The 23,282-nt window shown below is 62.5% G+C and carries 27 protein-coding genes; 7 read left to right on the top strand and 20 right to left on the bottom strand.

The window, feature by feature from the left end:
- Positions 1–123 precede the first annotated feature (123 nt).
- The 3 genes from PVV54_RS16490 to PVV54_RS16480 all read left to right on the top strand — a co-directional run bounded on the left by PVV54_RS16490 (position 124) and on the right by PVV54_RS16480 (position 3,514).
- Positions 124–954 carry a hypothetical protein gene (locus tag PVV54_RS16490; RefSeq protein WP_274906286.1) on the top strand — a complete coding sequence of 277 codons (831 nt, stop codon included), beginning with the start codon at positions 124–126 and terminating at the stop codon, positions 952–954.
- A gap of 210 nt (positions 955–1,164) precedes the next feature.
- Positions 1,165–2,316: an endonuclease/exonuclease/phosphatase family protein gene (locus PVV54_RS16485; protein WP_274906285.1), complete on the top strand. Its 1,152-nt coding sequence runs from the start codon at positions 1,165–1,167 to the stop codon at positions 2,314–2,316.
- A 145-nt stretch (positions 2,317–2,461) separates the two neighbouring features.
- On the top strand, positions 2,462–3,514 hold the full coding sequence (locus PVV54_RS16480; protein WP_274906284.1) for a DUF1615 domain-containing protein: 1,053 nt from the start codon (positions 2,462–2,464) through the stop codon (positions 3,512–3,514).
- 105 nt (positions 3,515–3,619) lie between these two features.
- On the opposite strand, the gene PVV54_RS16475 is transcribed toward PVV54_RS16480, so the two are convergent.
- The 9 genes from PVV54_RS16475 to PVV54_RS16435 all read right to left on the bottom strand — a co-directional run bounded on the left by PVV54_RS16475 (position 3,620) and on the right by PVV54_RS16435 (position 11,168).
- Positions 3,620–4,489, bottom strand: coding sequence for a metal ABC transporter substrate-binding protein (locus tag PVV54_RS16475; RefSeq protein WP_274906283.1), 870 nt, complete (start codon positions 4,487–4,489; stop codon positions 3,620–3,622).
- Positions 4,486–5,385 (bottom strand): metal ABC transporter permease, encoded by a 900-nt coding sequence (locus tag PVV54_RS16470; RefSeq protein ID WP_274906282.1) that lies wholly within the window; start codon positions 5,383–5,385, stop codon positions 4,486–4,488. The genes PVV54_RS16475 and PVV54_RS16470 overlap by 4 nt, the downstream gene beginning before the upstream one ends.
- Positions 5,385–6,131, bottom strand: coding sequence for a metal ABC transporter ATP-binding protein (locus PVV54_RS16465; protein ID WP_274906281.1), 747 nt, complete (start codon positions 6,129–6,131; stop codon positions 5,385–5,387). Before PVV54_RS16465 ends, PVV54_RS16470 begins: the two co-directional genes overlap by 1 nt.
- The gene (locus PVV54_RS16460) at positions 6,128–7,030 is read right to left on the bottom strand and encodes a metal ABC transporter substrate-binding protein (RefSeq protein ID WP_274906280.1); all 903 of its coding nucleotides are present in this window, start codon (positions 7,028–7,030) and stop codon (positions 6,128–6,130) included. The genes PVV54_RS16465 and PVV54_RS16460 overlap by 4 nt, the downstream gene beginning before the upstream one ends.
- 17 nt (positions 7,031–7,047) lie before the next feature.
- The gene (locus tag PVV54_RS16455) at positions 7,048–7,617 is read right to left on the bottom strand and encodes a DUF6162 family protein (protein WP_274906279.1); all 570 of its coding nucleotides are present in this window, start codon (positions 7,615–7,617) and stop codon (positions 7,048–7,050) included.
- Entirely contained in the window at positions 7,614–7,931 is a 318-nt protein-coding gene (locus PVV54_RS16450) for a hypothetical protein (RefSeq protein ID WP_274906278.1), read from the bottom strand. The genes PVV54_RS16455 and PVV54_RS16450 overlap by 4 nt, the downstream gene beginning before the upstream one ends.
- Positions 7,928–8,467: a thiamine pyrophosphate-binding protein gene (locus PVV54_RS16445; RefSeq protein ID WP_274906277.1), complete on the bottom strand. Its 540-nt coding sequence runs from the start codon at positions 8,465–8,467 to the stop codon at positions 7,928–7,930. Before PVV54_RS16445 ends, PVV54_RS16450 begins: the two co-directional genes overlap by 4 nt.
- Entirely contained in the window at positions 8,464–9,657 is a 1,194-nt protein-coding gene (locus PVV54_RS16440; protein ID WP_274906276.1) for a PepSY-associated TM helix domain-containing protein, read from the bottom strand. Before PVV54_RS16440 ends, PVV54_RS16445 begins: the two co-directional genes overlap by 4 nt.
- 176 nt (positions 9,658–9,833) lie before the next feature.
- Positions 9,834–11,168 carry a lysine N(6)-hydroxylase/L-ornithine N(5)-oxygenase family protein gene (locus PVV54_RS16435; protein WP_274906275.1) on the bottom strand — a complete coding sequence of 445 codons (1,335 nt, stop codon included), beginning with the start codon at positions 11,166–11,168 and terminating at the stop codon, positions 9,834–9,836.
- A 199-nt stretch (positions 11,169–11,367) separates the two neighbouring features.
- Between PVV54_RS16435 and PVV54_RS16430 the strand changes: the two genes are divergently transcribed.
- Positions 11,368–11,799, top strand: coding sequence for a hypothetical protein (locus PVV54_RS16430; RefSeq protein WP_274906274.1), 432 nt, complete (start codon positions 11,368–11,370; stop codon positions 11,797–11,799).
- 41 nt (positions 11,800–11,840) lie between these two features.
- Here PVV54_RS16430 and pbpG read toward each other — a convergent pair whose 3' ends face one another.
- The 3 genes from pbpG to PVV54_RS16415 all read right to left on the bottom strand — a co-directional run bounded on the left by pbpG (position 11,841) and on the right by PVV54_RS16415 (position 13,625).
- Positions 11,841–12,767 carry a D-alanyl-D-alanine endopeptidase gene (pbpG, locus tag PVV54_RS16425; protein ID WP_274906273.1) on the bottom strand — a complete coding sequence of 309 codons (927 nt, stop codon included), beginning with the start codon at positions 12,765–12,767 and terminating at the stop codon, positions 11,841–11,843.
- Positions 12,768–13,009: 242 nt separating this feature from the next.
- Positions 13,010–13,192: a hypothetical protein gene (locus PVV54_RS16420; protein WP_274906272.1), complete on the bottom strand. Its 183-nt coding sequence runs from the start codon at positions 13,190–13,192 to the stop codon at positions 13,010–13,012.
- Positions 13,193–13,286: 94 nt separating this feature from the next.
- The gene (locus PVV54_RS16415; protein WP_274906271.1) at positions 13,287–13,625 is read right to left on the bottom strand and encodes a hypothetical protein; all 339 of its coding nucleotides are present in this window, start codon (positions 13,623–13,625) and stop codon (positions 13,287–13,289) included.
- Between the two features lie 161 nt (positions 13,626–13,786).
- On the opposite strand from PVV54_RS16415, the gene PVV54_RS16410 reads away from it, so the two are divergent.
- Positions 13,787–14,608, top strand: a complete 822-nt coding sequence (locus PVV54_RS16410) for a shikimate 5-dehydrogenase (protein ID WP_274906270.1) — start codon at positions 13,787–13,789, stop codon at positions 14,606–14,608.
- Positions 14,609–14,727: 119 nt separating this feature from the next.
- Here the strand turns inward: PVV54_RS16410 and PVV54_RS16405 are convergent, their stop codons facing one another.
- The 3 genes from PVV54_RS16405 to PVV54_RS16395 form a co-directional block, all read right to left on the bottom strand.
- A complete protein-coding gene (locus PVV54_RS16405; RefSeq protein WP_274906269.1) occupies positions 14,728–14,967 on the bottom strand; it encodes a hypothetical protein in 240 nt (79 codons plus the stop codon).
- Between the two features lie 82 nt (positions 14,968–15,049).
- Positions 15,050–15,577, bottom strand: coding sequence for a lactoylglutathione lyase (gene gloA, locus PVV54_RS16400; protein WP_274906268.1), 528 nt, complete (start codon positions 15,575–15,577; stop codon positions 15,050–15,052).
- Positions 15,578–15,799: 222 nt separating this feature from the next.
- A complete protein-coding gene (locus PVV54_RS16395) occupies positions 15,800–16,159 on the bottom strand; it encodes a histone-like nucleoid-structuring protein, MvaT/MvaU family (protein ID WP_274906267.1) in 360 nt (119 codons plus the stop codon).
- Positions 16,160–16,494: 335 nt separating this feature from the next.
- Here PVV54_RS16395 and PVV54_RS16390 point away from each other — a divergent pair, with 335 nt between their 5' ends.
- Positions 16,495–17,784, top strand: coding sequence for an OprD family porin (locus tag PVV54_RS16390; RefSeq protein WP_274906266.1), 1,290 nt, complete (start codon positions 16,495–16,497; stop codon positions 17,782–17,784).
- Between the two features lie 66 nt (positions 17,785–17,850).
- Positions 17,851–18,600 (top strand): precorrin-6A synthase (deacetylating), encoded by a 750-nt coding sequence (gene cobF / locus PVV54_RS16385; RefSeq protein WP_274906265.1) that lies wholly within the window; start codon positions 17,851–17,853, stop codon positions 18,598–18,600.
- An 8-nt stretch (positions 18,601–18,608) separates the two neighbouring features.
- Here the strand turns inward: cobF and PVV54_RS16380 are convergent, their stop codons facing one another.
- The 5 genes from PVV54_RS16380 to PVV54_RS16360 all read right to left on the bottom strand — a co-directional run bounded on the left by PVV54_RS16380 (position 18,609) and on the right by PVV54_RS16360 (position 23,279).
- Positions 18,609–20,789 (bottom strand): ATP-binding protein, encoded by a 2,181-nt coding sequence (locus PVV54_RS16380; RefSeq protein WP_274906264.1) that lies wholly within the window; start codon positions 20,787–20,789, stop codon positions 18,609–18,611.
- 101 nt (positions 20,790–20,890) lie between these two features.
- The gene (locus PVV54_RS16375; RefSeq protein WP_274906263.1) at positions 20,891–21,454 is read right to left on the bottom strand and encodes an NUDIX hydrolase; all 564 of its coding nucleotides are present in this window, start codon (positions 21,452–21,454) and stop codon (positions 20,891–20,893) included.
- Between the two features lie 2 nt (positions 21,455–21,456).
- Entirely contained in the window at positions 21,457–22,209 is a 753-nt protein-coding gene (locus tag PVV54_RS16370) for a GntR family transcriptional regulator (RefSeq protein ID WP_274906262.1), read from the bottom strand.
- An 88-nt stretch (positions 22,210–22,297) separates the two neighbouring features.
- Complete coding sequence (locus tag PVV54_RS16365) at positions 22,298–22,687, bottom strand: carboxymuconolactone decarboxylase family protein (protein WP_274906261.1); 390 nt, start codon at positions 22,685–22,687, stop codon at positions 22,298–22,300.
- Positions 22,688–22,793: 106 nt separating this feature from the next.
- Positions 22,794–23,279 (bottom strand): flavin reductase family protein, encoded by a 486-nt coding sequence (locus PVV54_RS16360; RefSeq protein ID WP_274906260.1) that lies wholly within the window; start codon positions 23,277–23,279, stop codon positions 22,794–22,796.
- Between the last annotated feature and the right edge of the window lie 3 nt (positions 23,280–23,282).

Genomic DNA, 23,282 nt, shown 5'->3' with positions numbered 1-23,282 from the left:
CATTCCTTACGTGGTGCCAACATGACATTGCATTGCGCGGTATCGCGCCTTGGCTTGGTAAATACCTCCCAGCCAATGCCGATCTGTTCCCCCAAAGGCTGTCGACTGCTGGTTCAGGGTGACATGCTCTACTGCTTCTATCTGGGCGACGACTGCCAGGTAATGATGACGTCCAGGCACGCGCTGGGTTCCTGGAGCGTTCCCGTCGAGCTTGGGATCCAGAGTTTCTCCGGCTTGCCTGCCGTGTATACCTTCAAGGGCAGGATTTACGTCTACTCCAGTGCAGAAATCGGCTTGCTGCCCACCGGGGGAAATCGCTCCAGGTTACTGAGTTGGACGCCTGGCGAAGAGATCCGGCTCGATGAGATGACCTTGAACGTGTATGGGGCTCCGTCTGTTGCAGAGCGCAATGGCAAGCTTTATCTGTTCTGGCGCAATTCTGGTTTTGGCGAGTTGCGTTGGGCTACCTCTTCATTAGGCGATGAGTGGCACAACGCCGGTTATATCCGGCCGCAAGGCATGGGCCAGTCGCTTGCGCGTTCAGCCTGGGACCCTGTTGTTTGTCTGTACCAGCGTCTTTTGCATGTGTTCTACCAGACTAAGCAAGGGCTGGCGCTGATCAGGTTTGACGGCGAAACGGGCTGGAGCCGTGGTCAGCTTCTGATCGACAAAACCTATCACTACATGCCAGCCGTATTCGTGCACGACGGCTTGCTCACCTTGGCATTCGCCAACCTGTCCAGCCCGGACGCAACCGTATCAGTGACCACGCCACCCGATGAACAGACGATGGGTAACATCCATGAATCTGACGTGCAGGGTACGCTTGATCTCGTTCGCTACGACGGCAATGCACTCGGGTTGGTTGACCGGAGTATCGGAGTACTGGTCAAGGGGGCACCTTCTGCTGCCGTGCTGGCAGGTGACCTGTATGTGGTTTTCCCCTCTGAGTAAGCCAAGCAGACTTTCAAGCAGGGGGAGACCATGCCTGTCGACAGCAGTATCCGCGCAAGGGCTGGGCGTTTGACCCAAACACTCAGTCGTGCCCAGTTCTATCTTGAACTTGAGCGTCTTTTTCGCGAACTCTTTCAATTACTCAATTCCGCGCCGGCCGATGCAGCTCACTCGGCAGCGTTTGTCAGCTATCACATTTCAGCCGAGTTCATGCGCAGCAGTAACCAGCTGCAACAGTTACAGGCCGCACAGGACCACACTGAGCTGCTGCAAAGCCTGTACAACGACCCGGTGATTATTACCAGCCTGCAGGCCGCTTCACGTGAGCAGAGCCTTGCAGTACTGCTGCGGGTGTACAACATCCATCACGCGCTCATCATGGCAGGGCTGCAGTTCGACAATGGCCCTCAGGTTCTGGACGCCCATGACGCCTTGCGCATGCTGCGCATCGCGGTCACCGCAGCTTGGGGCCCATGGCGTGCAAGCATCGCGCTCAGGGGGGGCATCACCAGCTATCACCGGGCAAGGTTGTACAACTCGGGCACCGGTGTTCAGGCCGTGATTGGCTGGCAGCGCGGCTCTGGCCCTAACGTGCCGGTGCGTGTGGCAACGTTCAACATGCAGGGGGTTTCGGCGTTTCAGACCGACAAGTTCCGGGCTCATCTGCTGCAGCACATCCGCCAGCACCACGTGATCGCGCTGCAGGAAGCAGGGGTGCCACCCATTTCCGCACGGCACGAGGCCCAATTATCGATCAACGATCAGTTTGGCGTTGCCCACGAAGTTAACCGTTGGCGGTGGGAGGCCGGCACTGCTGGCCGTATGGAAAACTACATGCTGTATTACCTGGAAGTTGATCGGCAGCGTGTACGCCTGGCGTTGATGGTGGGCAGCGATGTGACTGTAACCGGTGTGACGGTTATTGCCGACGGCGCCCGGTCGCTTGCCGGGTTGCAGTCCCCGAGGCCCGTATTGGGGTTACGGATAACGCTGCCAGGGCTGAACGCCGAGATGACGGTGTACAGCTTCCACGCGATTTCGGGGGGCGGCCCTAACAGCCCGAGGGTCTTGCGCGAAGTGGCCTGGCACACCGACACACCGTTCATGTTGCTGGGCGACTTCAATCGCGACCCGCGCGCCCCGGCGCCTGCCCATCCGAACAGCCGCAACTGGGTTTCTCCGCAGGGGATCGCCGAGCTGGTGCCTGCAGCGGGGCCCACGCATCCCAGTAACCGGCCGACATACATGCTCAACTATTCGCTGGCCTATGGCATGGCCGTGCCGGCAGCACCTGGTCAAGTGCTGGCCTTGATGGATTCGGACCATCGCATGGTGTCGTTTACATTCACCTTCTGCGACTGATTGACGTGGCGGCATGCCTGGGCGAGGCTAACGGTTTTTCAGGTAAGGCACACACAATGTTGATTGACGCTCTCAACACCATATCCTGCTCGAGTGGCATGGTCGGTGAGCAGCCCTGAACGCGCGGCCGTTGGCGGCAGGGCTGATGGCCCTGGCGCTGCTGCAGGGCTGCGCCGGGCGCCGCGAAGAGGCGCCTGAGGCCGACCCGGCCAAGGTGCGTGCGCAGCTTGTGCACCTGCTGCCTGCCCAGGCCAAAGACCGTGAAGGTTGGGCCAGGGATATCCAGCAGGCCTTCGAGGCCCAGCGCATCACGCCGAGCAAGAGCAACCTGTGCGCGGTGCTGGCGGTGACCGAGCAGGAATCGACCTTCAACGCCGACCCGCAGGTACCCAACCTGGGCCGCATTGCCCGCGCCGAAATCGACCGCCGCGCGGCACGCCTGCACATCCCGCGCTTGTTGGTCGATGGCGCGTTGAATACCACTTCGGGTAACGGCAAGACGTACCAGCAACGGCTGCTTGCCGTGCGTAGCGAAAAGCAGCTCAGCGCCCTGTACGACGAGTTCATTGCGCGCCTGCCGCTGGGCAAAACCTTGCTCGATGGCCTCAACCCCGTGCACACGGGCGGGCCGATGCAGGTCAGCATCGATTTTGCCGAGCTGCATGCCAGGGATTACCCCTACACCTATGAAGGCACGATCCGTCAGGAGGTGTTCAGCCGACGCGGGGGCATGTATTTCGGGATTGCCCATTTGCTGGGCTACCCGGCCAGTTACGAGCGCCCGCTGTACCGGTTTGCCGACTTCAATGCGGGGTGGTACGCCAGCCGCAACGCGGCCTTTCAGGCGGCGCTGAACAAGGTCACCGGGGTGTCGCTGGCGCTGGACGGGGACTTGATCGCCCCTGGGGCGATCATGCCCGGCAACACCGAGCAGGCGGCGCGCAAGCTGGGGGTGAAGCTGGGGTTGCGCAACAACCAGATTCGCAATCAGCTGGAGCTGGGGGACCGCCTGGCGTTCGAGGACAGCAAACTGTATAGCGGGGTGTTTGCCCTTGCCGACGCGGCGGCGGGCAAACCGGTGCCGCGGGCGGTGTTGCCGGGGATCGAACTGAAGAGCCCGAAGATTACCCGCAAGCTTACAACCGCGTGGTTTGCGGGGCGGGTGGATGAGCGGTATCAGCGGTGCATGAAGCGGTAGGGGTTTTTGCCTGTGCGGGCCTCATCGCGGATGAATCCGCTCCTACAGGGGAAGCACAACCTGTAGGAGCGGATTCATCCGCGATGAGGCCCGCACAGGCAAAGATCACCCTTCGCTCAGTGCCCCAACAACCTGATCAACACTGGCCTTCAACCCTGCCACTGCATCCTCTGGATCACTCTCTACCACCAGCAGCTTGGCCCCTGAGGCCTTGATCACCTCGGCCACCGCCGCATCCGGCTGGCGGTGGTCCAGCACCAGCGCCACATCCTGGGCCTTGAGGTTTTCGCCCAGCGCCTTCAGCGCTGCCGCATCCCAGGCGCCATCCACCGGCAGCGGCTGCTCCACCACATCCAGGTTCAGCCCGCTGGCCAGGTACCCCAAGCGGTCGGACAGGCTCACCACGCTCAGGTTGTCCACCTCGGCCAAACGCGTCTGGCTGTTGGCCGTCAACTCCAGCAACTGGCGCTTGAGCCCCGCCAGGTTGCCCTGGATCTTCGCCTTGTCTGTCGGCGCCAACCGCTCCAGGTCATTGGCCACCACATCGGCCATGCGTCCCAGGTTGGTCGGGTTGAGCCAGGGGTAGGCGCCGTACGCGTCGTCCCCGGTCACGGCAATGCCCGGCAACGCACCGTCCACCGGCCGGGCGGCATCAATTTCGACGATGCGGATGTTGCTGCGCCGCGCCATCGGGTACAGCGGGTCGTCACGCCAGATCGAGCGCACGCCGATCACCGCGTCGGCGTTTTGTGCGGCCTTGGCCAGGCTGGCACCGCCACGGCTGCTGAAGTACGACGGCTGGCGGCTGGCCGGCAGGTTGGCCGGGGCGGCACGCTTGAGTTGCACGGCGGTGCCGTTGAGCAGCGCGCTGGCCAGGCTGTGGGTCACCGGCAGGGTGGTGAGCACCTCGGTGGCCAAGGTGAGCGAGGGCAGGCCGGCCAGCGTCAAGGCCATGGTTAGCTGTTTCAGGTTCATGCCGGGTTTCCTTGCAGGCGGGGAACGAGGGCGCGGGCCAGTGCGGCAAGGGCGAAGCACAGGCCGGCCACCAGAATGATCGCGGCGCCGGACGGCACCGGCAGGTCGAACACGATTGGCAGCAGGATGCCCAGCAACGTGCTCACCGTGGCAATCAGCACCGAGATGAAGAAAAAGCCCTTCAGCGACTGGCTGACCAGCCGTGCGGCTGCGGCCGGGATCACCAGCAGCGCCCCCACCAGAATGGCACCGATCACTTTTACCGATGCCACGGTAACCAGGGTCACCAGCACCACGAACAGGTAGTCCAGAGTCTTCACCGCCACCCCGCGTACGGCGGCCAGTTGCGGGTTGAAACTGGCCAGCATGATGCGGTTGTACAGCGGCAAGGCCAGGGCCAGTACCAGGATGGCGACGATGCCCAGCACCACCAGGTCCTGCGCGCTGACGGTCAGTACCGAGCCGAACAGCACGTTTTCGAGGATGTGCACGTTGATCTTGCCGGCCAGCATCAGCAGCAGGCTCGCGCCCAGTGCCAGCGACACCGACAGGAACACGCCGATCAGCGTGTCTGGCGACAGCCCGGTGCGGTTACGCAAAAAGTTCAGCAGGATGCCGAACAGCAGGCAATAGCCGAACAGGCTGCCGTAAGGGCCGGTATAGGGTTCGCCAAGCAGGATGCCGATGGCCACGCCGGTGAGCGCGGCATGGCCGACCGCTTCAGAGAAGAAGGCAAAACGCTTGACCACCACCAGGGTGCCCAGGCCACCGAGTACGGGGCCGATCATCAGGCCAGCCAGCAGGGCGTTGATTACGAAACCGTAGGCCAGCGCCTCCGGCAGGTAGCCAGCGCTGGCCCATTCCTGGACCAGTTGGCGGAATGCTTCATAACTCATCAGGCGAGGCTCTCGCTGCGCGGGTGGACAGAGAACAGGCTGAGCAGCCGCTCGGGCGTCAGGGCCTGGGCGGGCGGGGCGTCGAACAGCACCTGGCGGCTCAGGCCGGTTACGCGGTCGGCCAGGCGCAGCACGGCTTGCAGGTCGTGCTCAATCCACAGCACGGTGGTGCCGGCCTGGCGCCAGCTGTGCAGCAGTTGCTCGAACACCTGTATGCCTGCTTCGTCGAGGGCCGACATCGGCTCATCGAGCACCAGCAATTGCGGCTCGGGGATCAGCCCCTGGGCCAGCAACACCCGCTGGCGCTCACCGCCGGACAGCGCGCCCATGCGCCGTTTGCGCTTGTCGAGCATGCCGACCCGGGCCAGTGCCGCGTCGATGGCCGGTTGCACCCTGCGCGACAGGCCCAGGAAGGCCGGGCGCCGCTGGCACATGGCGGCCATGAAGTCGTCCACGGTCATCGGCAGGCCGCGGTCGAATTCCAGCGCCTGGGGCACGTAGCCGATCACTTCGCGCTCGCCGGGCCAGTGCAGGGTCAACTGGCCCTGGTGCGGCATTTGCCCGAGCAGGGTCTTGATCAGCGAGCTCTTGCCGCCGCCATTGGGGCCGACGATGGCATGCACGCTGCCGGCGGCGACGTTGAAGCTGACCTGTTCGAGGATGCGCGTGCGCCCCAAGGTCAGGTCGATGCCGACAAAGTCGATGCGTGGCCCACTGGCGCCGGTCAGGTTGGCGGCAGCGGTCATGCGCGGTTCTCCTGGATGGCGCGCACCACGGTGTCGAGGTTGCGCTTCATCTCCACTTCGTACTTTTCCTTGGTGTATTCGCCGTAGGAAATGTGCGTCAGCGGGTACAGGCGTACACCCGACTCACGCTGGATGGTCTCGACATAGGCGGAAGGGAAGTCCATCTCCGAGAAAATCACTTTCACGTCCAGCGCCTTGAGCTGGTCGATGGTCTTTTTCAGCTGTGCCGGGCTTGGCTCGATGCCGTGGGCCGGCTCTACCACTGCCGTCACTTCCAGGCCAAAGTCGCGCACCAGGTAGTCGTAGGCGGCATGGATGGTGGCCACGCGGAACGTTGCGCTCGGGGCTTCGGTGACCTTTGCCAGGGCTTCGGCACGCAGGGCGCGCAGTTTCTTGGCGTAGGCGCGGGCATTCTGGGTGTAGAGCTTGGCGTTGTCCGGGTCGAGCTTGCCCAGTTCGCGGGCAATGTTGTTGACCTGGGCGATGGTGGTGCTGATTGACAGGAAGGTGTGCGGGTTCACCACCTTGCCGGCGCCGCGTGCTGCGATGCCGGTGGCGGCCAGCAGCGGCACGTTCTGGTTGGCTTCAATGGTGGCGATGCCGGGTTTTTCGCTGGCCGCAATCATGCGGTCGGCGAAGTCGTCATGGCCCACGCCATTGAGCACGATCACGTCGAGGGTGCCGATGCGCTTGATGTCTTCGGCGCGCGGCTCGTAGGCATGCGGGTTGAAGCCTGCGGGAATCAGTGGCACCACCTCGGCTTTGTCGCCGACGATGTTGGTCACATAGCTGTAGTAAGGGTGCAGGGTGATGCCGATGCGCAGGGGCTTACCGGTGTCGGCCAGGGCCAGCAGCGGGAAGGCGCAGGCCATCAGCAGGGCGAGGGCGGAACGCAACATGAAGGAATTCCTTGGGTTCAGTGACGGTGTTCGCGGGTGACCCCGGCGTCGTAATGGCTGACCACTTGCTGCCAGCCGGCGGCAATCAGCGCGGCCTGGCCTAAATCGTCAGGGGTGACGGCAGCGCTGTCGCGGCGCAGCCACACGTCGACCTGGGCGTGGTCGTCGGTGGGCACGATCATCAGGAAGCTGCCAGCCACTTCGGGGGCCTGGCTGCGGCCCAGGTACGCGCCGGTGCCCAGCCAGGCCCACTGATGGGCACCACGGCTTTGGCTGCCGGCATCCACCACGAACGGCGGCAGCCCTTCTTCGGCCAGCACGTCCACACTTGGCACGCTGGCGCTTTCTTCGCGCAGCAATCGGATTTCATCGAAGGCCACCCGCAGGTCGGTGTAGATGCCTTGCTCGGCGGCGGTGAGGTCGCGGCGGGCGTCGATCTGGTGGCTGGCGATGGCCTGCTCGTCCTCGCGTTCGCCGCGCAGCAGCACCACGGTGGCGGCCAGCACCACGATCAGCAGGCTGGTCAGCAGCACATAGAGGGTTTCGTGCCCGGCACCGGCAGGGCGTACAAGTTGGGCGCGGCTCATGGGGCGATATCGGCGTGGTCGACTTCCACGACGTGGCCGGGGCCGGCGTCGAACAGCACGTAGAACTCACCGTCCGGGCGCTTGAATGTGAGGGTGGAGTCCTCACCCAGCTTGCCTTTGACCAGCATCTGTTCGTCGTAGCCGATCACGTCCAGGGTCACGCCCGGTGCGCCACTGCCGTCCGAGAAACCACCGGTGCATTTCACCTGGCCGCCATCGATGGGCTCGCAATCGCACATCGGGTTGTGGGCCAGGGCCGGCCCAGCCGCCAAGGCCAGCAAGGGCAGGGCGAGCCTGCGGATAACGTGCTTCATGGTTTGCCTCCTTGTTTCTCGAGCCAGGCCACGGTGGCCGGCGAAGCTTTTGCCAGGGGGACGGATGCCTGGTGCATGCTGCCATCCCAGCCTTCGATGCTGATCCAGATTTGCGCATCGGTGCGGGTGCGCGGCGGGATCGGCAGGTTGGTGCCCATGCGGTATGGCGCGCCGAAGAAGATCGTGCCGGCGGCGCGCAGGCTGCGCGGTTTGCCGATGCGCAGGTACACCGCTTTAACGCCGTTGATGCAGGTTTTGCACAGCGAAGCGTTGAACTGCTTGAAGTAACCGGCCGGGCCATCGGCCCGCGGGGCTTCACTGCGCAGCTCGGCCAGGTCCAGGCTGTAGGGGCCGACCTGGATGTCGCGAATCGGGGTGGCGCCCAATCCCGCATCGCCGCGGAACAACGCGGCGTCGGCGAAGTACTTGGGCATGAAACCCAAGGGGATGAGGATCAGCAGAATGTTCAGGTGGAAACGCCACTTCAGCCACCACGTTTTCAGGGGCTGGGCGGGCAGGGGTTGGGCCTGGCTCATGGGCGGATCTCCACGGGGGTGTCGGCATTGGCCGCGCGCGGGGCGCGTTCACTGCGCTTGAGGGCGGCGGCAGTGGCCTGGGCGGTGCGTTTGGTCCAGATCAGCAGGCCGCTGAACACCATCAGGGTCAGGACCAGGCCGAAGAAGAACCAGATCAGCTTGATCGGCAAACCACCGAAGTCGCCGGTGTGCAGCGGCCGCATCGATTCGGTGACGAACTCCAGGCCGCTGCGGTCGCTGATCAGGAACTGGCTGTCGACGTTACGGGTGTATGGGTTGACGGTGGCGCTCTGGTTCATCAGCGGGTACCAGCCAGGGCCAGACAGGTTGATGTGGCTGTAGGCGGTGGCGGGCAGCATGACGGCGTTGATTTCCAGGCCCGGTACCGCCAGGCCGGCAATGCGTGCGGCCTCGTCCAGATCGATGCGTGGCGCCGGGCTGCCATCGGGCGTTTGTGGCACGTCTTCGCGGGCGATGACCGGCACCACCGGCCGGGTGGAAATGGTGATGTGGTTGTCGAACAGAATGGCCTGGATCAGGAACCAGGTGCCGGTGATGGAAATGACGGCAATGAACCAGATCGACCAGACGCCGGCCAGGCGGTGCAGGTCGCCCCAGAAAATACGTGGGCCATGGCCTGTACGGATGGGTTTGAAGAAACCCTTCCAGAACTTCTTGTACACCACCAGGCCGGTTACCAGCGATGCCAGCATCGGCAGGCCCAGCAATGACACCAGGTACCAACCCCAGCTGAAGCCGTTGGTGAACGGCACCAGCCACCAGCCGTGCAAGGCGCGGGTGAAGGCTTCGAAGTTGAAGTCGGGCACTTTGCCCTGAATGGCGCCGGTATACGGGTTGACATAAAGCGTCGGGCTGGTGCCGTCTGGGTAGGTCACGCCGGCCGTGATGGCAAAGTGCGAGCCGTCCGGTTGCCGCAGGGAGCGTATCACCATGTCTGGCTCGGCCTTGTGCAAGGCGTTGGCCAACTGCTGAAAACTGAGCCGTTCGTTGGCGTCATCTGGCTTGTTGGCGCGCACATCAGGGTTGGCCAGCCAGACGATCTCTTGGCTGACCACGGCGAGCATGCCGGTAAAACACACGATCAGCACGAAGAACCAGATCGGCAAGGCGAGCCAGCTGTGGATGAGGAACCACAGCTTGGACTTGGATTTTTTCGGTGATTTGGCCATCGGACGGTCTTCTGAAAATGAGGGTCGAACACACGCCCAACCAATGAGGGCTGCACTATTAAGGACGAATGAGAATGAAAATCCTGCCAAATTAAATGCAAGCAAATGTTTCAGAAATGACAAGCCGACCTGACGCGCGTGGCGTGAGGTCGGCTTGGGGTATTGCGCGGGGCGTATCAGGCGCTTGTCAGCGCTACCGCCGGTTGGGCCTTGCCATGCAGGCGCGCCAAGTCCTGGTAGAGCGCCTGGCCGATTTCGGCTGCACGTGCGGGCAGCACCGACAATAGCGTATCGCTCAGGCCGTGGCTGTTCTCGCAGAAGCCTTGCAGGTACACCGACGCGTGCAGGTCCGGGCTGGCCAGCATGCGGTAGTGGCGGTCGACGGTGAAGTCTTCGAGGTAGCCGGCCAGTGGGGCCAACAGGTCGCGATGGGAGCGGCGTTCGTAACCGGTGGCGAGGATCACGGCATCGTAACGGTGGGTCTGGTGCTGGCCGGTGGCCAGGTCGCGCAGGGTCAGTTCAATGCTGTCGCGGGTGGCCACCACCGCTTCTATGTGACGGCGGCACAGCACGTTGTGGCGGAACTGGTGTGACACTTTCTGGCGATAGAGGATGCCGTAAATGCGCTCGATCAGGTCAAGGTCGACCACCGAGTAGTTGGTGTTGTGGTATTCGCCCACCAGCTTGGCCCGTTGGTCGGCCGGCTCGTTGAAGACCAGGTCGGTGTAGTCGGGCGAGAAGATCTCGTTGACAAACGGGCTGTCGTCGGCCGGCTTGAGGGCCGAGCCGCGCAGTACCATGTCTACCTTGACCGACGGGTAGCTGTCGTTGAGGTCAATGAAGGCTTCGGCAGCGCTCTGGCCCGAGCCGATGACTGCAATGCGCATCGGCTTGCCCGCCGAGCACGCCAGCTTGTTAAGGCTGCTGAGGTACTGGGAGTGGTGGAAAACGCGGGGGTCGTCCTTGAACGCGCCGAACTTTTCCGGGATTTTCGGCGTGCCGCCGGTGCCGACCACCACCGAGCGGGTGCGGCGGCTTGTTTCGCGGCCTTGCGGGTCGCGCGATACCAGGCGCAGGTGCTGCACCCGGCCTGCCTTTACTTCCGGCTCGATGCGCAGCACTTGCTCACCGTACACGGCCTGGCTGGCGAAATGCTCGGCTGCCCAGCGCAGGTAGTCGTTGTACTCCAGGCGGCAGGGGTAGAACGTGCCCAGGTTGATGAAATCGGCCAGGCGCCGCTTTTGGTGCAGGTAGTTCACAAAACTGTAAGGGCTGGTGGGGTTGCGCAGCGATACCAGATCCTTGAGGAACGAAATCTGCAACTCACTCTGGGTGGCCAGGGTTTCACCGTGCCAGCGGTAGTCCTGCTGCTTGTCGATGAACAGTGCGTCGAGGGCATGGCCTTGGGTCTGGGCAAGCTCTTCCAGGGCGATGGCCAAGGCCAGGTTGGACGGGCCGAAGCCCACCCCGATCAAGTCCTTGATGGTTTCCGGGTTTGAAGACTGGCTCATGGCTGCGATTCCATAAAAGTCGATTGGGGACGCCCGCCGGGTGTCCGGCTCCTGCGTAGGTACATGGGTTGGAACGAGCCACGGGGCGGGGAATTTACTGGTGGATCGTGCACCGTTGGCCGAGTGGGCCTAAAGATGTGCGCCAGGCCGCCGATACGCAGGCCAACGAAAAGACCCATTCGAGGTCAGGGAGAAGGGCATGGCAGGTATCACGGCAGTCACCATCAACACCCCGTCAGTACAGGCTGCAAGCACCGCTCAGACGGCCGACAGCACCGAGGCCGAAAAGACTGAAGGCACCCAGGCCACCACAGAGGCGTCGGGTACTTCGAAGCCGCAGGGCGGCGGTGGGGCTGCGCAGAGCGACGACAGCACCGAAGCGGCGCATATCAAGCAATTGCGGGAAATGATCAAGAAGCTGCAGAAGCAGCTGGCTGAAGAGCAGAAGCAACTGGCCGACATTTCGGCGCAGAACATGGAAGAGACCGCCAAAGTCGCGGCGGTAAGTGCCAAACAGGCCAGTATTGCGACGATCAATGGCCAGATCCTGCAGGCCACCGCGCAGTTGCTCGAAGCGCTGCAGGAAACCGGTGGCAGCAGTGCCGGGACGATGGTCGATACGCAGGTTTGAGGTAATCAGGCGCGGTTGATCCGCGCCTGAATCCGAAGGCTTTACTCCGCCGCCAGCCGGCTCTTGTTCTGCCGGTCCGACTTGTACTGCATCGCTACCGCCGGTGCTGGCTTGGCCGCGCCGGTTTCCAGCCACTGGCGCATGCGGCTGGCATCGGCGAAGTGGGTGTACTTGCCGAACGCATCGAGGATCACCATGGCCACCGGGCGGTTGTCCATGCGGGTGAGCAGCACCAGGCAGTGACCAGCCTCGTTGGTGAAGCCGGTCTTGGTCAGTTTGATATCCCAATTGCTCTTGTTCACCAGGTGGTCGGTGTTCCGGAAGCCCAGCGTGTAGTTGGGCTTGCGGAAGGCCACGGTTTTTTCGCGGGTGGTCGACAGCTCGCTCAGCATCGGGTACTTGCGCGAAGCCATCAGCAGCTTGGCCAGGTCGCGGGCGGTGGACACGTTCTGGGTCGAAAGGCCGGTCGGCTCCACGTAGCGGGTGTGCGCCATGCCCAGGCTGCGGGCCTTGGCGTTCATCGCCTTGATGAAGGCTGGGTAGCCGCCGGGGTAGTGGTTGGCCAGGGTGGTGGCGGCGCGGTTTTCAGACGACATCAACGTGATCAGCAACGTTTCGCGGCGGTTGAGCTCGCTGCCCAGGCGTACCCGCGAGTAGACGCCTTTCATGTCCGGGTTGTTGGCGATGGTCATGGTGAGCATCTCATCCATCGGCAGCTTGGCATCCAGCACTACCATCGCTGTCATCAGCTTGGTTACCGAGGCGATGGGCACCACCCGGTCAGGGTGGCTCGAATACAGTTCCTGATTGGTGTTCAGGTCGATCAGCAGAGCGCTGCCGGAGGCCAGATGCAGCTTGGACGGGTCGCGTTGAACCTGGGCCGGGGGTTGTGCAGCAGCGGTCGACGGGAGGGTCGCAGTACCTGTGAGCAACAGCAGCAGGCTGAGGATGGACAGGGAAGTTTTCACGTTGAGGCTCACTAAAAGTTGGTATGTCGTTGGCTGTGCAAGGGTTTTCCCCCTAAAAACGCTCGCATTCTGGAGTATGGCTCAAGCGCTGTCGATTGCTCGTTTAGTCGACCTGTCGAAATGAAGAAAGCTTCATGCTGTAACGGTTATCCCAGCTCCGTTCGTCGGGTTGTGCGGGCAAAAAAAGACCCGCAACGAGGCGGGTCGGAAGAGGCGTAGGGAGCAACGCACAACAAATTCGATCAGGCGACCAGGCAATCGGCCTGCATCCGCTCAGCCAGGGCCTGGGCCGAGGCGCGGGAGGCCATCGGGCCGCTTACCGCTTCGCCGTTGAGCACCAGGTACCAGCACGCCAGCAGGCCCTTTTCACGCAGGGTAGTGGGGACGGCACTGCCGACAACGGACATGATCTGGATAGTGGCCATGTGGACCTCCTGTGAAACATGGCCCTACCTTACGCAGTCGCCAGGTCGCTTTGAAATCAACGTGCTCAATAGTGCTCATTAACTTTTTCAACGGTTACCAGCGCGGCGGGCCGTAATACGCCGGCGGTGGCCCGTAAGGGCGGTAGCCGGGCGGGGGCGGCGCGGGTACGTAGTAAGGCTGGTAGTAAACCGGTGGCGGCGGCGTTTGCACGTAGACCGGGGCGGGCGGGTAGTACACCGGCTGGCGTTCAACGTACACGGTGCGGTCGCGGCCGCCATAAACCGTGGCCCCGACCACCGCACCGACCACGGCCGCGCCGACCAAGGGGCCTGGGCCATACCAGCCATGCCCGCCACCGCCATGGGCAGCAGCTTGCCCGCTGATGGCCAGCGCACCGACCAGCAGGGCGATTCCGGGGAGAAAACGGTTCATGTGAAGTCCTCGCAAGGCAGCCCCACGCTTGGGGCCTTACTACTATGACTGCGGGCTCTGTAAGGTGAGCACAGGGAAAGGGTAAAGGTTGTGTAAGGGACGACCAGCGGTGTGGTCTGGTAGGCTGCACAAACGATTCAGTCATGAGGATGATGCAGGTTATGCCGACAACTCCCAGCAGAGACACCGTGCTGTGCATTTCCCTGGCCGGCCGGCCCGGTACCTTTGGTGTTCGCTTTCATAACCACCTGTACCAGCAGTTGGGGCTGGACTATTACTACAAGGCCATGACCACCGATGACCTGCCAGCCGCTGTGGGCGGTATCCGTGCCCTGGGCATTCGCGGCTGTGGCGTATCGATGCCGTACAAAGAGGCGTGCATGGCGCTGGTGGATGAAATCGACCCGTCCGCGGCGGCCATCGAGTCGGTGAACACGCTGGTGAACACGGCCGGCCACCTGAAGGCCTACAACACTGATTATCTGGCGGTGCGCCAATTGCTGGAGCAGCATCAGGTGGCCCCGAGCACCGCCTTTGCCCTGCGTGGCAGTGGTGGCATGGCCAAGGCAGTGGCCGGCGCCTTGCGCGATGCCGGCTTTGCCGAAGGCATCATCGTGGCCCGCAATGAGCAGGCCGGGCAGCAGTTGGCGGACAGTTGCGGCTATCGCTGGGTACGCGAGCTGGGCGATGTGTGCCCGCCGATGTTGGTGAATGTGACCCCGATCGGGATGGCCGGCGGGCCGGAGGCCGAACAGCTGGCATTCAATGAGCAGGCCATCGCGGCAGCCGAGCGGGTGTTCGATGTGGTGGCGATGCCGGCGCAGACGCCGCTGATTCGGCGCGCGCAGGCGTTGGGCAAACCGGTGATTACCGGGTTGGAAGTGATTGCCTTGCAGGCGCTGGAGCAGTTTGTGCTGTACACCGGGGTGCGGCCCACGCGGGAACAGGTGGACTTGGCTGTCGCGTTTGCCCGGGAAGGCTAGGTTGGTTGTGCCGGCCCCTTCGCGGCTAAAGCCGCTCCCACAGGTTCAGTGCTTACCTCAAGGCATGCGCAATCCCTGTGGGAGCGGGTTTTACCCGCGAAGAGGCCGGCACAGTTTCATTACAACTTGTGCCGTTTATCCAACTGCTCATCCACCAACGCCCGCCCATGGGCCAGCGACACATGCTGGGCATTCTCCAGGTCGGCGAAAAACTTCATCGGCATCGAAAACCGCTTGCTGGTATGCCCTTCAGGGTCGGTGATCAGGCACCCGGCGGCATAGGGCAGGGGGGAGTCGGGGTGGGGCATCACGCTGGCGGTGATGGTGTGGTCGCGGTATTCACAGTGAAGAGATTGCATCGTCCTTACCTCGCTGTGGCTCTGGGAGCTGTTACTTCCATATACCACAGCGAGGGGCCAGGAGTTCCCGGCCCGATGAACGTCAGCCTTTGAGTTCGGTCGGCTGGATCACTTCAACCCAGTAGCCATCCGGGTCTTTCACGAAGGCCAGGTGGTTCATGCGGCCATCCTGCAGGCGCTTCTGGAACGGCACGTTAAGGGCCTCGAAGCGTGCGCAGGCTTCGCGTACGTCCGGCACCGAAATGCAGATGTGGCCAAAGCCGCGCGGGTCGGCGTTGCCGTTGTGGTAGGCGAAATCCACGTCATCTTCGGTGCCGTGGTTGTGGGTCAGTTCCAGCACGCCCGGGATCGATTTCATCCACTGGTGGCGTGCGGCGTCATCGGCCGGGATTTGCGCCGGGTCGACCAGGGCCAGGAAGTACAGGCTGAAGGCGGCTTCCGGGAAGTCACGCTTGTCGACAAGGCTGAAGCCCAGCACGCGGGTGTAGAAGTCCAGCGACTGTTCGATGTTCTTCACACGCAACATGGTGTGGTTGAAAACGAACTGGGCGGTGGCGGCGTCCGGTTTGGCGGTGACGCCCGGCAGGGTGTGCAAATCATGCAGGCTCATGGGTTCTCCAGAGACGGGGCTGGCAACTGCGGCCAGCGAAACAGACAGGCGGCCATGATACGGCAGTGAAGCGATTGCGCAAATGAAAGCGCCCTGCACAAGGCAGGGCGCTGGAAGAGAGGCCCGCATGTGCGGGCGCGTGATGGGGTCGCTAGTCCTTTAGCTGTCTCGATACTGGGCCAGTGGGTGTGAAAAAAGTGTGAAGCTGGCGTTGATGTTTCATCAGCGTACCCAGCTTTCCACCGTGCCGGCCCCGTACTGTTCTTTCCATGCCTTCAAGCCGCGGTGGTTGCCGCCTTTGGTCTCGATCAATTCACCGGTATGCGGGTTTTCGTACACCTTGACCACCCGTGGCCGGCGCTGCTGTTTGGGGGCACTCACGGCACCACGGCTAACCGCTTTTGGATCGAGGATGGCGACGATATCGCGCAGACTTTTGTCATAGCTTTTCATCAGGCCGACTAGTTTCTGCTCGAATTCGATTTCGCGTTTGAGGCCGGCATCCTTTTTCAGCGCTTCCAGTTGTGCCATTTGCTCCTGGAGCGCTTTTTCGGCAGCACGAAACTCTGCAAGTCTGGACACTGTAATCACTCCTGTACGTCTTCCGTGGCGGGGCGTGACGAACATAGACGAGAACAAACGCCGGCCACGCGGGTGGGTCTTACTGTTCGCTGGTATCGAGTGTAGTCAGTTGTAGCTTTTTGGTAAACCGCAAACTTTTTATAAGTAAGGCCGGAACTTTAAAAGTTTTCCCAGCGGTATTTTCGAACGTTTCTGTTTGCAGGTTGTCCCGCGCCTAGACCATGGTCCAATGGCTTGCGCCAGAGCCTGTGCGCGATCATTTCAGATATTGGGCGGTTGTTGGCGACGCTTTGCCGCCGTGAGTTTTTCTGTTTGTTTCCTGGATGTTTCTTCGCATGTTTTCCTCCCTTTCCCATGCCCACGGGCGTCGTGTTGCCTGCCTCTTTCTGCTGTGCGCTGGCGCGCATGCCCAGGCTGCCGGCTTTCTTGAAGACAGTAGCGCCAAGGTTGAAGCTCGCACTGTTTACTTCAACCGGGATTTTCGTGACGGCCATAGCTCTTCAAGCCAAGGCGCCTCCAAACGTGAGGAAGCGGCACAAGGTTTTATTCTGAATGTGCAGTCGGGCTACACCCAAGGCCCGGTGGGCTTTGGCGTGGATGCACTGGGCATGTTCGGCTTCAAGCTGGATTCCAGCCCCGCCGACAGTAATAGTGGATTGTTGCCGTCTTCCGGGCATGACCCGCGCGGTTCTGCCGACCAGTACGCAAAGATGGGCCTGGCAGCCAAGGCGAAGGTGTCGAACACCGTGCTCAAGTACGGCTCGATGATGCCCGATGTACCGCTGCTCAAATACAACGATGGCCGCTTGCTGCCCACGATGTTCCATGGCGCGCTGCTGACGTCTGAAGAACTGCGCGGCCTGAAGTTCACGCTGGCGCGGATGAACCAGTACACGGCGCGTGATTCCACCGACCGCCAGGACATTCGCGTGCACTGCAAGAACAAGCGTTACGCCTGCGATATCGAGGCTGATCACTTCGACCTGGCGGGCGTGGATTACCGTTTCAACGACCGGTTCAGCGCCCAGTATCAAGTGGCCAAACTGGAGAACATCTACCGTCAGCACTTCCTGGGCTTGATGGCAAATCAACCACTGTCGGCAGGCAGCCTGTCGGCCGACCTGCGTCTGATCAAAAGTGACGACATTGGTAATGCACGCGCTGGCAAGATTGATCACCAAGCCTTCAGCGGCATGCTGGGCTACAGTTTGGGCGGCCACAAGATCAGTGCGGGTTGGCAGCGCATGTATGGCAAAAGTGCCATGCCGTACCTCGATGGCAGTAACCCATACCTGGTCAACTATGCGCAGGTGAACGACTTTGCCGCGGCGCAGGAGCGGTCCTGGCAACTGCGTTACGACTATGACTTCAAGGCCCTCGGTGTGCCGGGGCTTACCTTCTTTACCCGCTACATCAACGGCGACCATATTAAAGTGCCGGGCAGCCTTGCCGAAGGCAAAGAGTGGGAGCGTGATACTGAATTGAAGTACCAGGTGCAAAGCGGCACGTTCAAAGACGTCAGCATACGCCTGCGCAACTCCACTTACCGCAGCAACTACGAGAAGTGGGCGCGGGATATGGACGAGAGCCGGATCATCGTCAGCTACAACTTCTCGCTCTTCTGAAGCCTTTTTTGCCAAACACCAGCGGCCCTTTCACAATGGCTGCTGGTTCCCTTCAGGGGCAGGGCAATGAAAGACCTTTTGCTGATTGGCATCGGCCCGGGTGACCCGCGGCAGGTCACCTTCGAGGCCGTTGAGGCGCTGCGCCGGGCCACGGTGTTTTTCGTGCTCGACAAAGGGCCGGCGACCCGCGAATTGGTAAGGTTGCGCAAGGCGATCCTCGAACGCTACCGGCCTGAAGGTGGCTATCGCCTGGTACAGGTGGCGGACCCTCAGCGCGACAGTGGGTCAGATGATTACGTGGCGGCGGTGGACGACTGGCATCGCCAACGTGCAGCGCTGTACGGCAGCCTGATCAATGAAGAAATGACCTCGGCGGATACGGGAGCGTTTCTGTTGTGGGGTGAGCCGGGGCTCTACGACAGCACCCTGCGTATTCTTGAGCGTGTGCGTGAGCAGGGTTTGGCGTTGCGGCTGGAGGTGATTCCAGGCATCAGCAGTGTGCAGGCATTGGCGGCCCGCCACCAGATACCGCTCAACCGCATTGGCGAGCCGTTGACGGTGCTGCCAGGACGGCGCTTGGCGCAGCAGCATCGCATCGACAATGCTGTGGTGATGCTGGACGGGCAGTGCGCTTTCGCCAGCCTGGATGACCCCGGCCTGGTGATTTACTGGGGGGCTTACCTGGGCACGGCGGACGAAGTGCTGATCGCCGGCCCGTTGCAGGCCGTGAAGGCGCAGATTCTCGAAACCCGCGAACAGTGCCGGCTGCGAAAAGGCTGGATCATGGACACGTACCTGCTGCGGCGCACCCCTTGAGTAACCGATCAGGGGCCCAGCACCTTGCCGAGCAATTGGCAAACCTGTTCGGCCGAATACGGCTTGGCCAGAAACGCAAAGCCCTGGTGCCCGCCTTCAGCAATGGCGTCGCTGTAGCCCGACGTCAGAATCACTGGTAATTGCGGGCGCTCCAGACGCAATTGCCGGGCCAGCGCCAACCCACCCATGCCGGGCATCACCACATCGGAAAACACCGCATCGAACTGCCCGTCGGGGCTGGCCAGTTGTGTCAGTGCGGCTTCGGCAGAGTTGGCCCAGCTGATGCGGTAGCCATGGTCTTCGAGAATCTGGCTGGTGAAGGTGCCCAGGTCCGGGTTGTCTTCCACCACCAGGATGCGCCGTTTACTGCCGCGCTGTAGCGGCTCAATCACGTCATCAGCCAAGGCCTGCGCCATGGGTGCGGCCTCTTGCGGCAGATAAAGGGTGAACGTGGTGCCCTGGCCTTCGACACTGGTTACCTGCACATCGCCACCGGATTGCTTGGCAAAGCCGAATACCTGCGACAAGCCCAGCCCGGTGCCTTCGCCGGGTGCCTTGGTGGTGAAAAAGGGGTCGAAGATACGGTCCAGCAAACCGGGCGCAATGCCCATGCCGTCGTCTGTCACCGAAATGGCGGCGAACGGCCCGTCTTGCTCCGGCTGGCCACGCAGGGCAGGCAGGCGCTGGTTGGCCATCAGTCGCAAGCGCAAGGTGCCGGCACCGGCCATGGCATCGCGGCCATTGAGCATCAAATTGATCACTGCCGTTTCCAGTTGGCTCAAGTCGGCGCGGATGTGGCAGGGCTGTTCGGGTAGCGTCAGTTGCACTTCGATGCGCGCGCCGGTGGCGGTGTCGAGCATGTCGGCCATGCCCTGCAGCCTGGGGCCGGCTTCGAATACTTGTGGGCTCAGGGCCTGGCGGCGGGCGAATGCCAGCAGCTGGCCGGTGAGCTTGGCGCCGCGGTCGACGGTGTCGGTCATGGCCTTGATGTAGCGCTCGCGGCGGGTTTCATCCAGGTTGGGGCGCTGCAGAAAGTGCAGCGACGAGCGAATGATGGTCAGCAGGTTGTTGAAGTCGTGGGCCACGCCGCCGGTTAGCTGGCCAATGGCTTCCAGCTTCTGGGTTTGCCGCAGCACGGCCTCGGTGTGCAGCAGCTGGGTGGTGCGCTCTTCGACGCGGTGTTCAAGTGTGGCATTGAGCGCCTCCAGCGCCGCCATGGCCTCACGCACCTCGGCATAGGCCTGCACGCGTTGGATGTGGGCCCACGAACGCTCCGTCACCTCGCTGATCAGGGCCTGGTCATAAGTGGTCCACAGCCGCGGCACCTTGTCGTGGATGGCCATCAGCGCGGTGAGCCGACCATTTTTGATCAGCGGCATGCAAATGGTGGCCGTGATGCCGATGGCCTGGAACGTGGCGGCCTCTTCGGGGGCCAGTTCCTGCAGGTTGTCGTTGACTACCAGCGGCAGGCCACTTCGCAGCCGGCTGACCGCCAGTCGGCCAAAATCGGCAAGGCGGTATTGGCCGACCAGGTGCGGCGAGCCCTGCGCCACGGCATCGCCGCAGATGGTAAAGCCGTCCTCGTCGGCGTCCATCACGGCGTAGGCGCAACTGGACAGGCCCAGGTGTTCGACCAGCATGCGCGTGGTAATCCCCAGAATCTGGTCGGGGTCGGTGGCCTCGGCCACGGCGCGGCCCAGGTCGTCGAGAAATGCCAGGCGTTGATTGGTGACCACGTTGGTGGTGGTTTCCGTGACCGTGTCGAGCATGCCCACTACGCTGCCATCCACACTGCGGATCGGGCTGTAGCAGAAGGTGAAGTAGGCGCGTTCGGGGTTGCCGTTGCGTTCAATCACCAGCGGAAAGTCTTCGATGAATACCGCCTCGCCCGCCATGGCCTGGTCGGCGAAGGCACTGATCGCGCTCCAGGCCTCTTGCCACACGTGGCTGAATGGGCGGCCCACGGCCGAGGGCTTCTGGCCGAGGATGGGCAGAAAAGCGTCGTTGTGCAGCGTGATCAGCTCAGGGCCCCAAAGCACGGCCTGTGGGAAGCGGGAAGCCAGGCACAGGGCAACACTGGCCCGTAACGTTTCCGGCCAGTGTTCCAGGGGGCCAAGCGGGCTGTTGGCCCAGTCGTGATTGCGGATGCGTTCGGCCATCAACCCGCCGCTGTCCAGCCATTTTGCCATGTGCGCTGCCGATCCATTGGTTGCCGGGATCATAAGGGTGCACTGAGAAGGGTAGCTTGGCGAGGGGTTTGTGATGGCACCGCGAAGAGGCTGACACGGGCCTACCGAATGAAGTGCACTTTGCCTGTGTCGTCATTGCCCATGTAGATGCCGTAGACCCCGGCCTGACGTTCCAGGATGTAGCGCTCCAGAATCTGCCGGATGGCCGGGTAATAGATCTCGTCCCACGGAATGTCATCGGGTTCGAAGAACTTGTAGGCGAGCGTTTCGGGCCCATACTGCCCGGTCTCTTCGGTGGCGATGGCGCGGAAGATGATGTACACCTCGCTGATCTTCGGCACGCTGAAGATGGAGTAGGGCGAAACGATTTCGCCCCGCACGCCGGTTTCTTCCCACACCTCGCGCAGCGCTGCCTGCTCGGTGGTTTCACCCGCTTCCATGAACCCGGCAGGCAAGGTCCAGGTGCCCGGGCGAGGCGGGATGGCGCGCTGGCACAGCAGGTACTTGCCGTCGCGCTCGATGATGCAGCCGGCGATGATCTTCGGGTTGATGTAATGGATGTAGCCGCAGCCAGGGCAGTGCAGGCGTTCGTGGGTGTCGCCTGTGGGAACGCCCCGGGCCAGTTCCGTGGTGCAGTGCGGGCAGTAGCGCGGGGCGTTGGGCATGGTCAGCGGCCTATGCGAGGTTCCTTCAGGGCCAGGGGCTCGACGATGTCGCGCACCTTGGTGTTGTCGTCCTGCTTCTGGCGCAGGTAGTCCAGGGCGACCTTGGCGGCGGCGCGCACGTGGTCGACCGAGGCCTGGTGGGCCACCAGCGGGTCGCCGCCTTTGATGGCCTCGACGATCTTTTCCATTTCACGGTTGCTGGCGCCACGGCGGTTTTCTTGCGACACCGAGGTGGCGCGCAGGTAGCTGATGCGTGCCTGCAACTGGCGTAGCTGTTGGGCAGCGACCTGGTTGCCGGAGCCTTCGAGCAGCACGTCGTAGAAGCCTTGCACCGAATCAAGGACTTGCTGCAGTTCGCCGTCTTCCAGCGCCTCGCGGTTCACTTCCAGGGCGCGCTCCAGGGCGCGGATGTCCTTGGCTTTGGCATTGAGCGTGAACAGTTGCACGATCAGGCCTTCGAGCACGCAGCGCAACTCGTAGATGTCGCGGGCGTCTTCCAGGGTAATGATCGCCACGCGCGGGCCTTTGGCGTCGGCGAATTCCACCAGGCCTTCGGACTCCAGGTGGCGCAGTGCTTCACGCACCGAGGTGCGGCTGACCCCCAGGCGGTCGCAGAGGTCGCGTTCGACCAGGCGGTCGCCGGGCAGCAGGTGGAAGTTCATGATTGCGCCACGCAGCTTGTCGAGTACGATTTCGCGCAGGGTGACGGGGTTGCGGTTGACCTTGAAGCTGTCGTCGAGTGGCTGGCGTTTCATCAGGTGCGCTCTTTTATGAGGCTGTTGCGCCAACATCGCGGAGTGCCTTGAACCGGGCACTCCTTGCAGTGGTTCGAACAGCCCGTTGTTAACGGGTTGGCTCCGCATCGGCTTCGGCGAACGCTTCGCGGGCAATGCGGAAGCTGTCCACCGCCGCAGGCACGCCGCAATAAATGCCGACCTGGAGCAGGATCTCGCGAATTTGCTCACGGCTCAGGCCATTACGCAAGGCACCACGGATATGCAGCTTGAGTTCGTGAGGGCGGTTGAGCGCGGAAATCATGGCCAAGTTTATCATGCTGCGCTCTTTGAGCGATAAGCCATCGCGGCCCCACACGTGGCCCCAGCAATACTCGGTGACCAGCTCCTGCAGGGGCTTGGTGAACTCGTCGGCGTTCTGGATGGAGCGGTTGACGTAGTCCTCGCCCAGCACCTGGGTGCGGATTTGCAGGCCTTTTTCGTACTTTTCGTTGCTCATGGGCAGTACTCCAAATTAAAACAGGGGCCGCAACCGAGGGTGAGGGGTGGCGCGGCCCCCTAAAACAGGAATCTGGGGTCGCGCAGCGGCCCCAAAATCTCAATCATCAACCCAAAGGCGGCAACGCCCCCAGCTTGCCCTTGTGATACACCATAGGCGTCACCGGCTGCTCGGGCAGCACCAGGTTCTTCACCGCCCCGACGATGATCGCATGATCACCACCGTCATACTCGCGCCACAGTTCGCACTCGATGATCGCCGTGGCCTTGGCCAGCAACGGGTTGCCCAGCTCGCTCAAGTGCCAGTCGATGCCTTTGGCCTTGTCTTTACCCTTGCCGGCAAAGGCATAGGCCTCGGCGGTCTGGTCGGCGGACAGCAAGTGGATGGCGAACTGCTTGCTGTCGCGCAGGATCGGGTAGGTATCGGAGGCGTAGTTGGGGCAGAACAGCACCAGCGCCGGGTCGATCGACAGCGCGCTGAACGCGCTGGCGGTGATGCCGACGATGCCGCCGTCGGCGTCCAGGGTGGTGACCACGGTGACGCCGGATGGGAACGAGCCCATCACGTCTTTGTAGATGCCAGGTTCGATCATCTC

The sequence above is a fragment of the Pseudomonas sp. PSKL.D1 genome (genome assembly GCF_028898945.1).
Taxonomy (GTDB): Bacteria; Pseudomonadota; Gammaproteobacteria; order Pseudomonadales; family Pseudomonadaceae; genus Aquipseudomonas.
The sequence above is the reverse complement of the archived record's forward strand: the minus strand, read 5'-3'. Positions and strand labels throughout refer to the sequence as shown.

Bases quoted from the DNA above. Each gene is read 5' to 3' on its own strand.
- PVV54_RS16435 (WP_274906275.1), bottom strand. From the start codon at position 11,168: ATGAGCCAGTCTTCAAACCCGGAAACCATCAAGGACTTGATCGGGGTG.
- PVV54_RS16480 (WP_274906284.1), top strand. From the start codon at position 2,462: ATGGCCCTGGCGCTGCTGCAGGGCTGCGCCGGGCGCCGCGAAGAGGCG.
- PVV54_RS16365 (WP_274906261.1), bottom strand. From the start codon at position 22,687: ATGAGCAACGAAAAGTACGAAAAAGGCCTGCAAATCCGCACCCAGGTG.
- gloA (WP_274906268.1), bottom strand. From the start codon at position 15,577: ATGAGCCTGCATGATTTGCACACCCTGCCGGGCGTCACCGCCAAACCG.
- PVV54_RS16460 (WP_274906280.1), bottom strand. From the start codon at position 7,030: ATGTTGCGTTCCGCCCTCGCCCTGCTGATGGCCTGCGCCTTCCCGCTG.
- PVV54_RS16470 (WP_274906282.1), bottom strand. From the start codon at position 5,385: ATGAGTTATGAAGCATTCCGCCAACTGGTCCAGGAATGGGCCAGCGCT.
- cobF (WP_274906265.1), top strand. From the start codon at position 17,851: ATGAAAGACCTTTTGCTGATTGGCATCGGCCCGGGTGACCCGCGGCAG.
- PVV54_RS16485 (WP_274906285.1), top strand. From the start codon at position 1,165: ATGCGCAGCAGTAACCAGCTGCAACAGTTACAGGCCGCACAGGACCAC.
- PVV54_RS16405 (WP_274906269.1), bottom strand. From the start codon at position 14,967: ATGCAATCTCTTCACTGTGAATACCGCGACCACACCATCACCGCCAGC.
- PVV54_RS16410 (WP_274906270.1), top strand. From the start codon at position 13,787: ATGCCGACAACTCCCAGCAGAGACACCGTGCTGTGCATTTCCCTGGCC.
- PVV54_RS16370 (WP_274906262.1), bottom strand. From the start codon at position 22,209: ATGAAACGCCAGCCACTCGACGACAGCTTCAAGGTCAACCGCAACCCC.
- PVV54_RS16455 (WP_274906279.1), bottom strand. From the start codon at position 7,617: ATGAGCCGCGCCCAACTTGTACGCCCTGCCGGTGCCGGGCACGAAACC.
- PVV54_RS16390 (WP_274906266.1), top strand. From the start codon at position 16,495: ATGTTTTCCTCCCTTTCCCATGCCCACGGGCGTCGTGTTGCCTGCCTC.
- PVV54_RS16465 (WP_274906281.1), bottom strand. From the start codon at position 6,131: ATGACCGCTGCCGCCAACCTGACCGGCGCCAGTGGGCCACGCATCGAC.
- PVV54_RS16360 (WP_274906260.1), bottom strand. From the start codon at position 23,279: ATGATCGAACCTGGCATCTACAAAGACGTGATGGGCTCGTTCCCATCC.
- PVV54_RS16450 (WP_274906278.1), bottom strand. From the start codon at position 7,931: ATGAAGCACGTTATCCGCAGGCTCGCCCTGCCCTTGCTGGCCTTGGCG.
- PVV54_RS16420 (WP_274906272.1), bottom strand. From the start codon at position 13,192: ATGGCCACTATCCAGATCATGTCCGTTGTCGGCAGTGCCGTCCCCACT.
- PVV54_RS16490 (WP_274906286.1), top strand. From the start codon at position 124: ATGCTCTACTGCTTCTATCTGGGCGACGACTGCCAGGTAATGATGACG.
- PVV54_RS16380 (WP_274906264.1), bottom strand. From the start codon at position 20,789: ATGGCAAAATGGCTGGACAGCGGCGGGTTGATGGCCGAACGCATCCGC.
- PVV54_RS16440 (WP_274906276.1), bottom strand. From the start codon at position 9,657: ATGGCCAAATCACCGAAAAAATCCAAGTCCAAGCTGTGGTTCCTCATC.
- PVV54_RS16475 (WP_274906283.1), bottom strand. From the start codon at position 4,489: ATGAACCTGAAACAGCTAACCATGGCCTTGACGCTGGCCGGCCTGCCC.
- PVV54_RS16430 (WP_274906274.1), top strand. From the start codon at position 11,368: ATGGCAGGTATCACGGCAGTCACCATCAACACCCCGTCAGTACAGGCT.
- PVV54_RS16375 (WP_274906263.1), bottom strand. From the start codon at position 21,454: ATGCCCAACGCCCCGCGCTACTGCCCGCACTGCACCACGGAACTGGCC.
- PVV54_RS16445 (WP_274906277.1), bottom strand. From the start codon at position 8,467: ATGAGCCAGGCCCAACCCCTGCCCGCCCAGCCCCTGAAAACGTGGTGG.
- PVV54_RS16415 (WP_274906271.1), bottom strand. From the start codon at position 13,625: ATGAACCGTTTTCTCCCCGGAATCGCCCTGCTGGTCGGTGCGCTGGCC.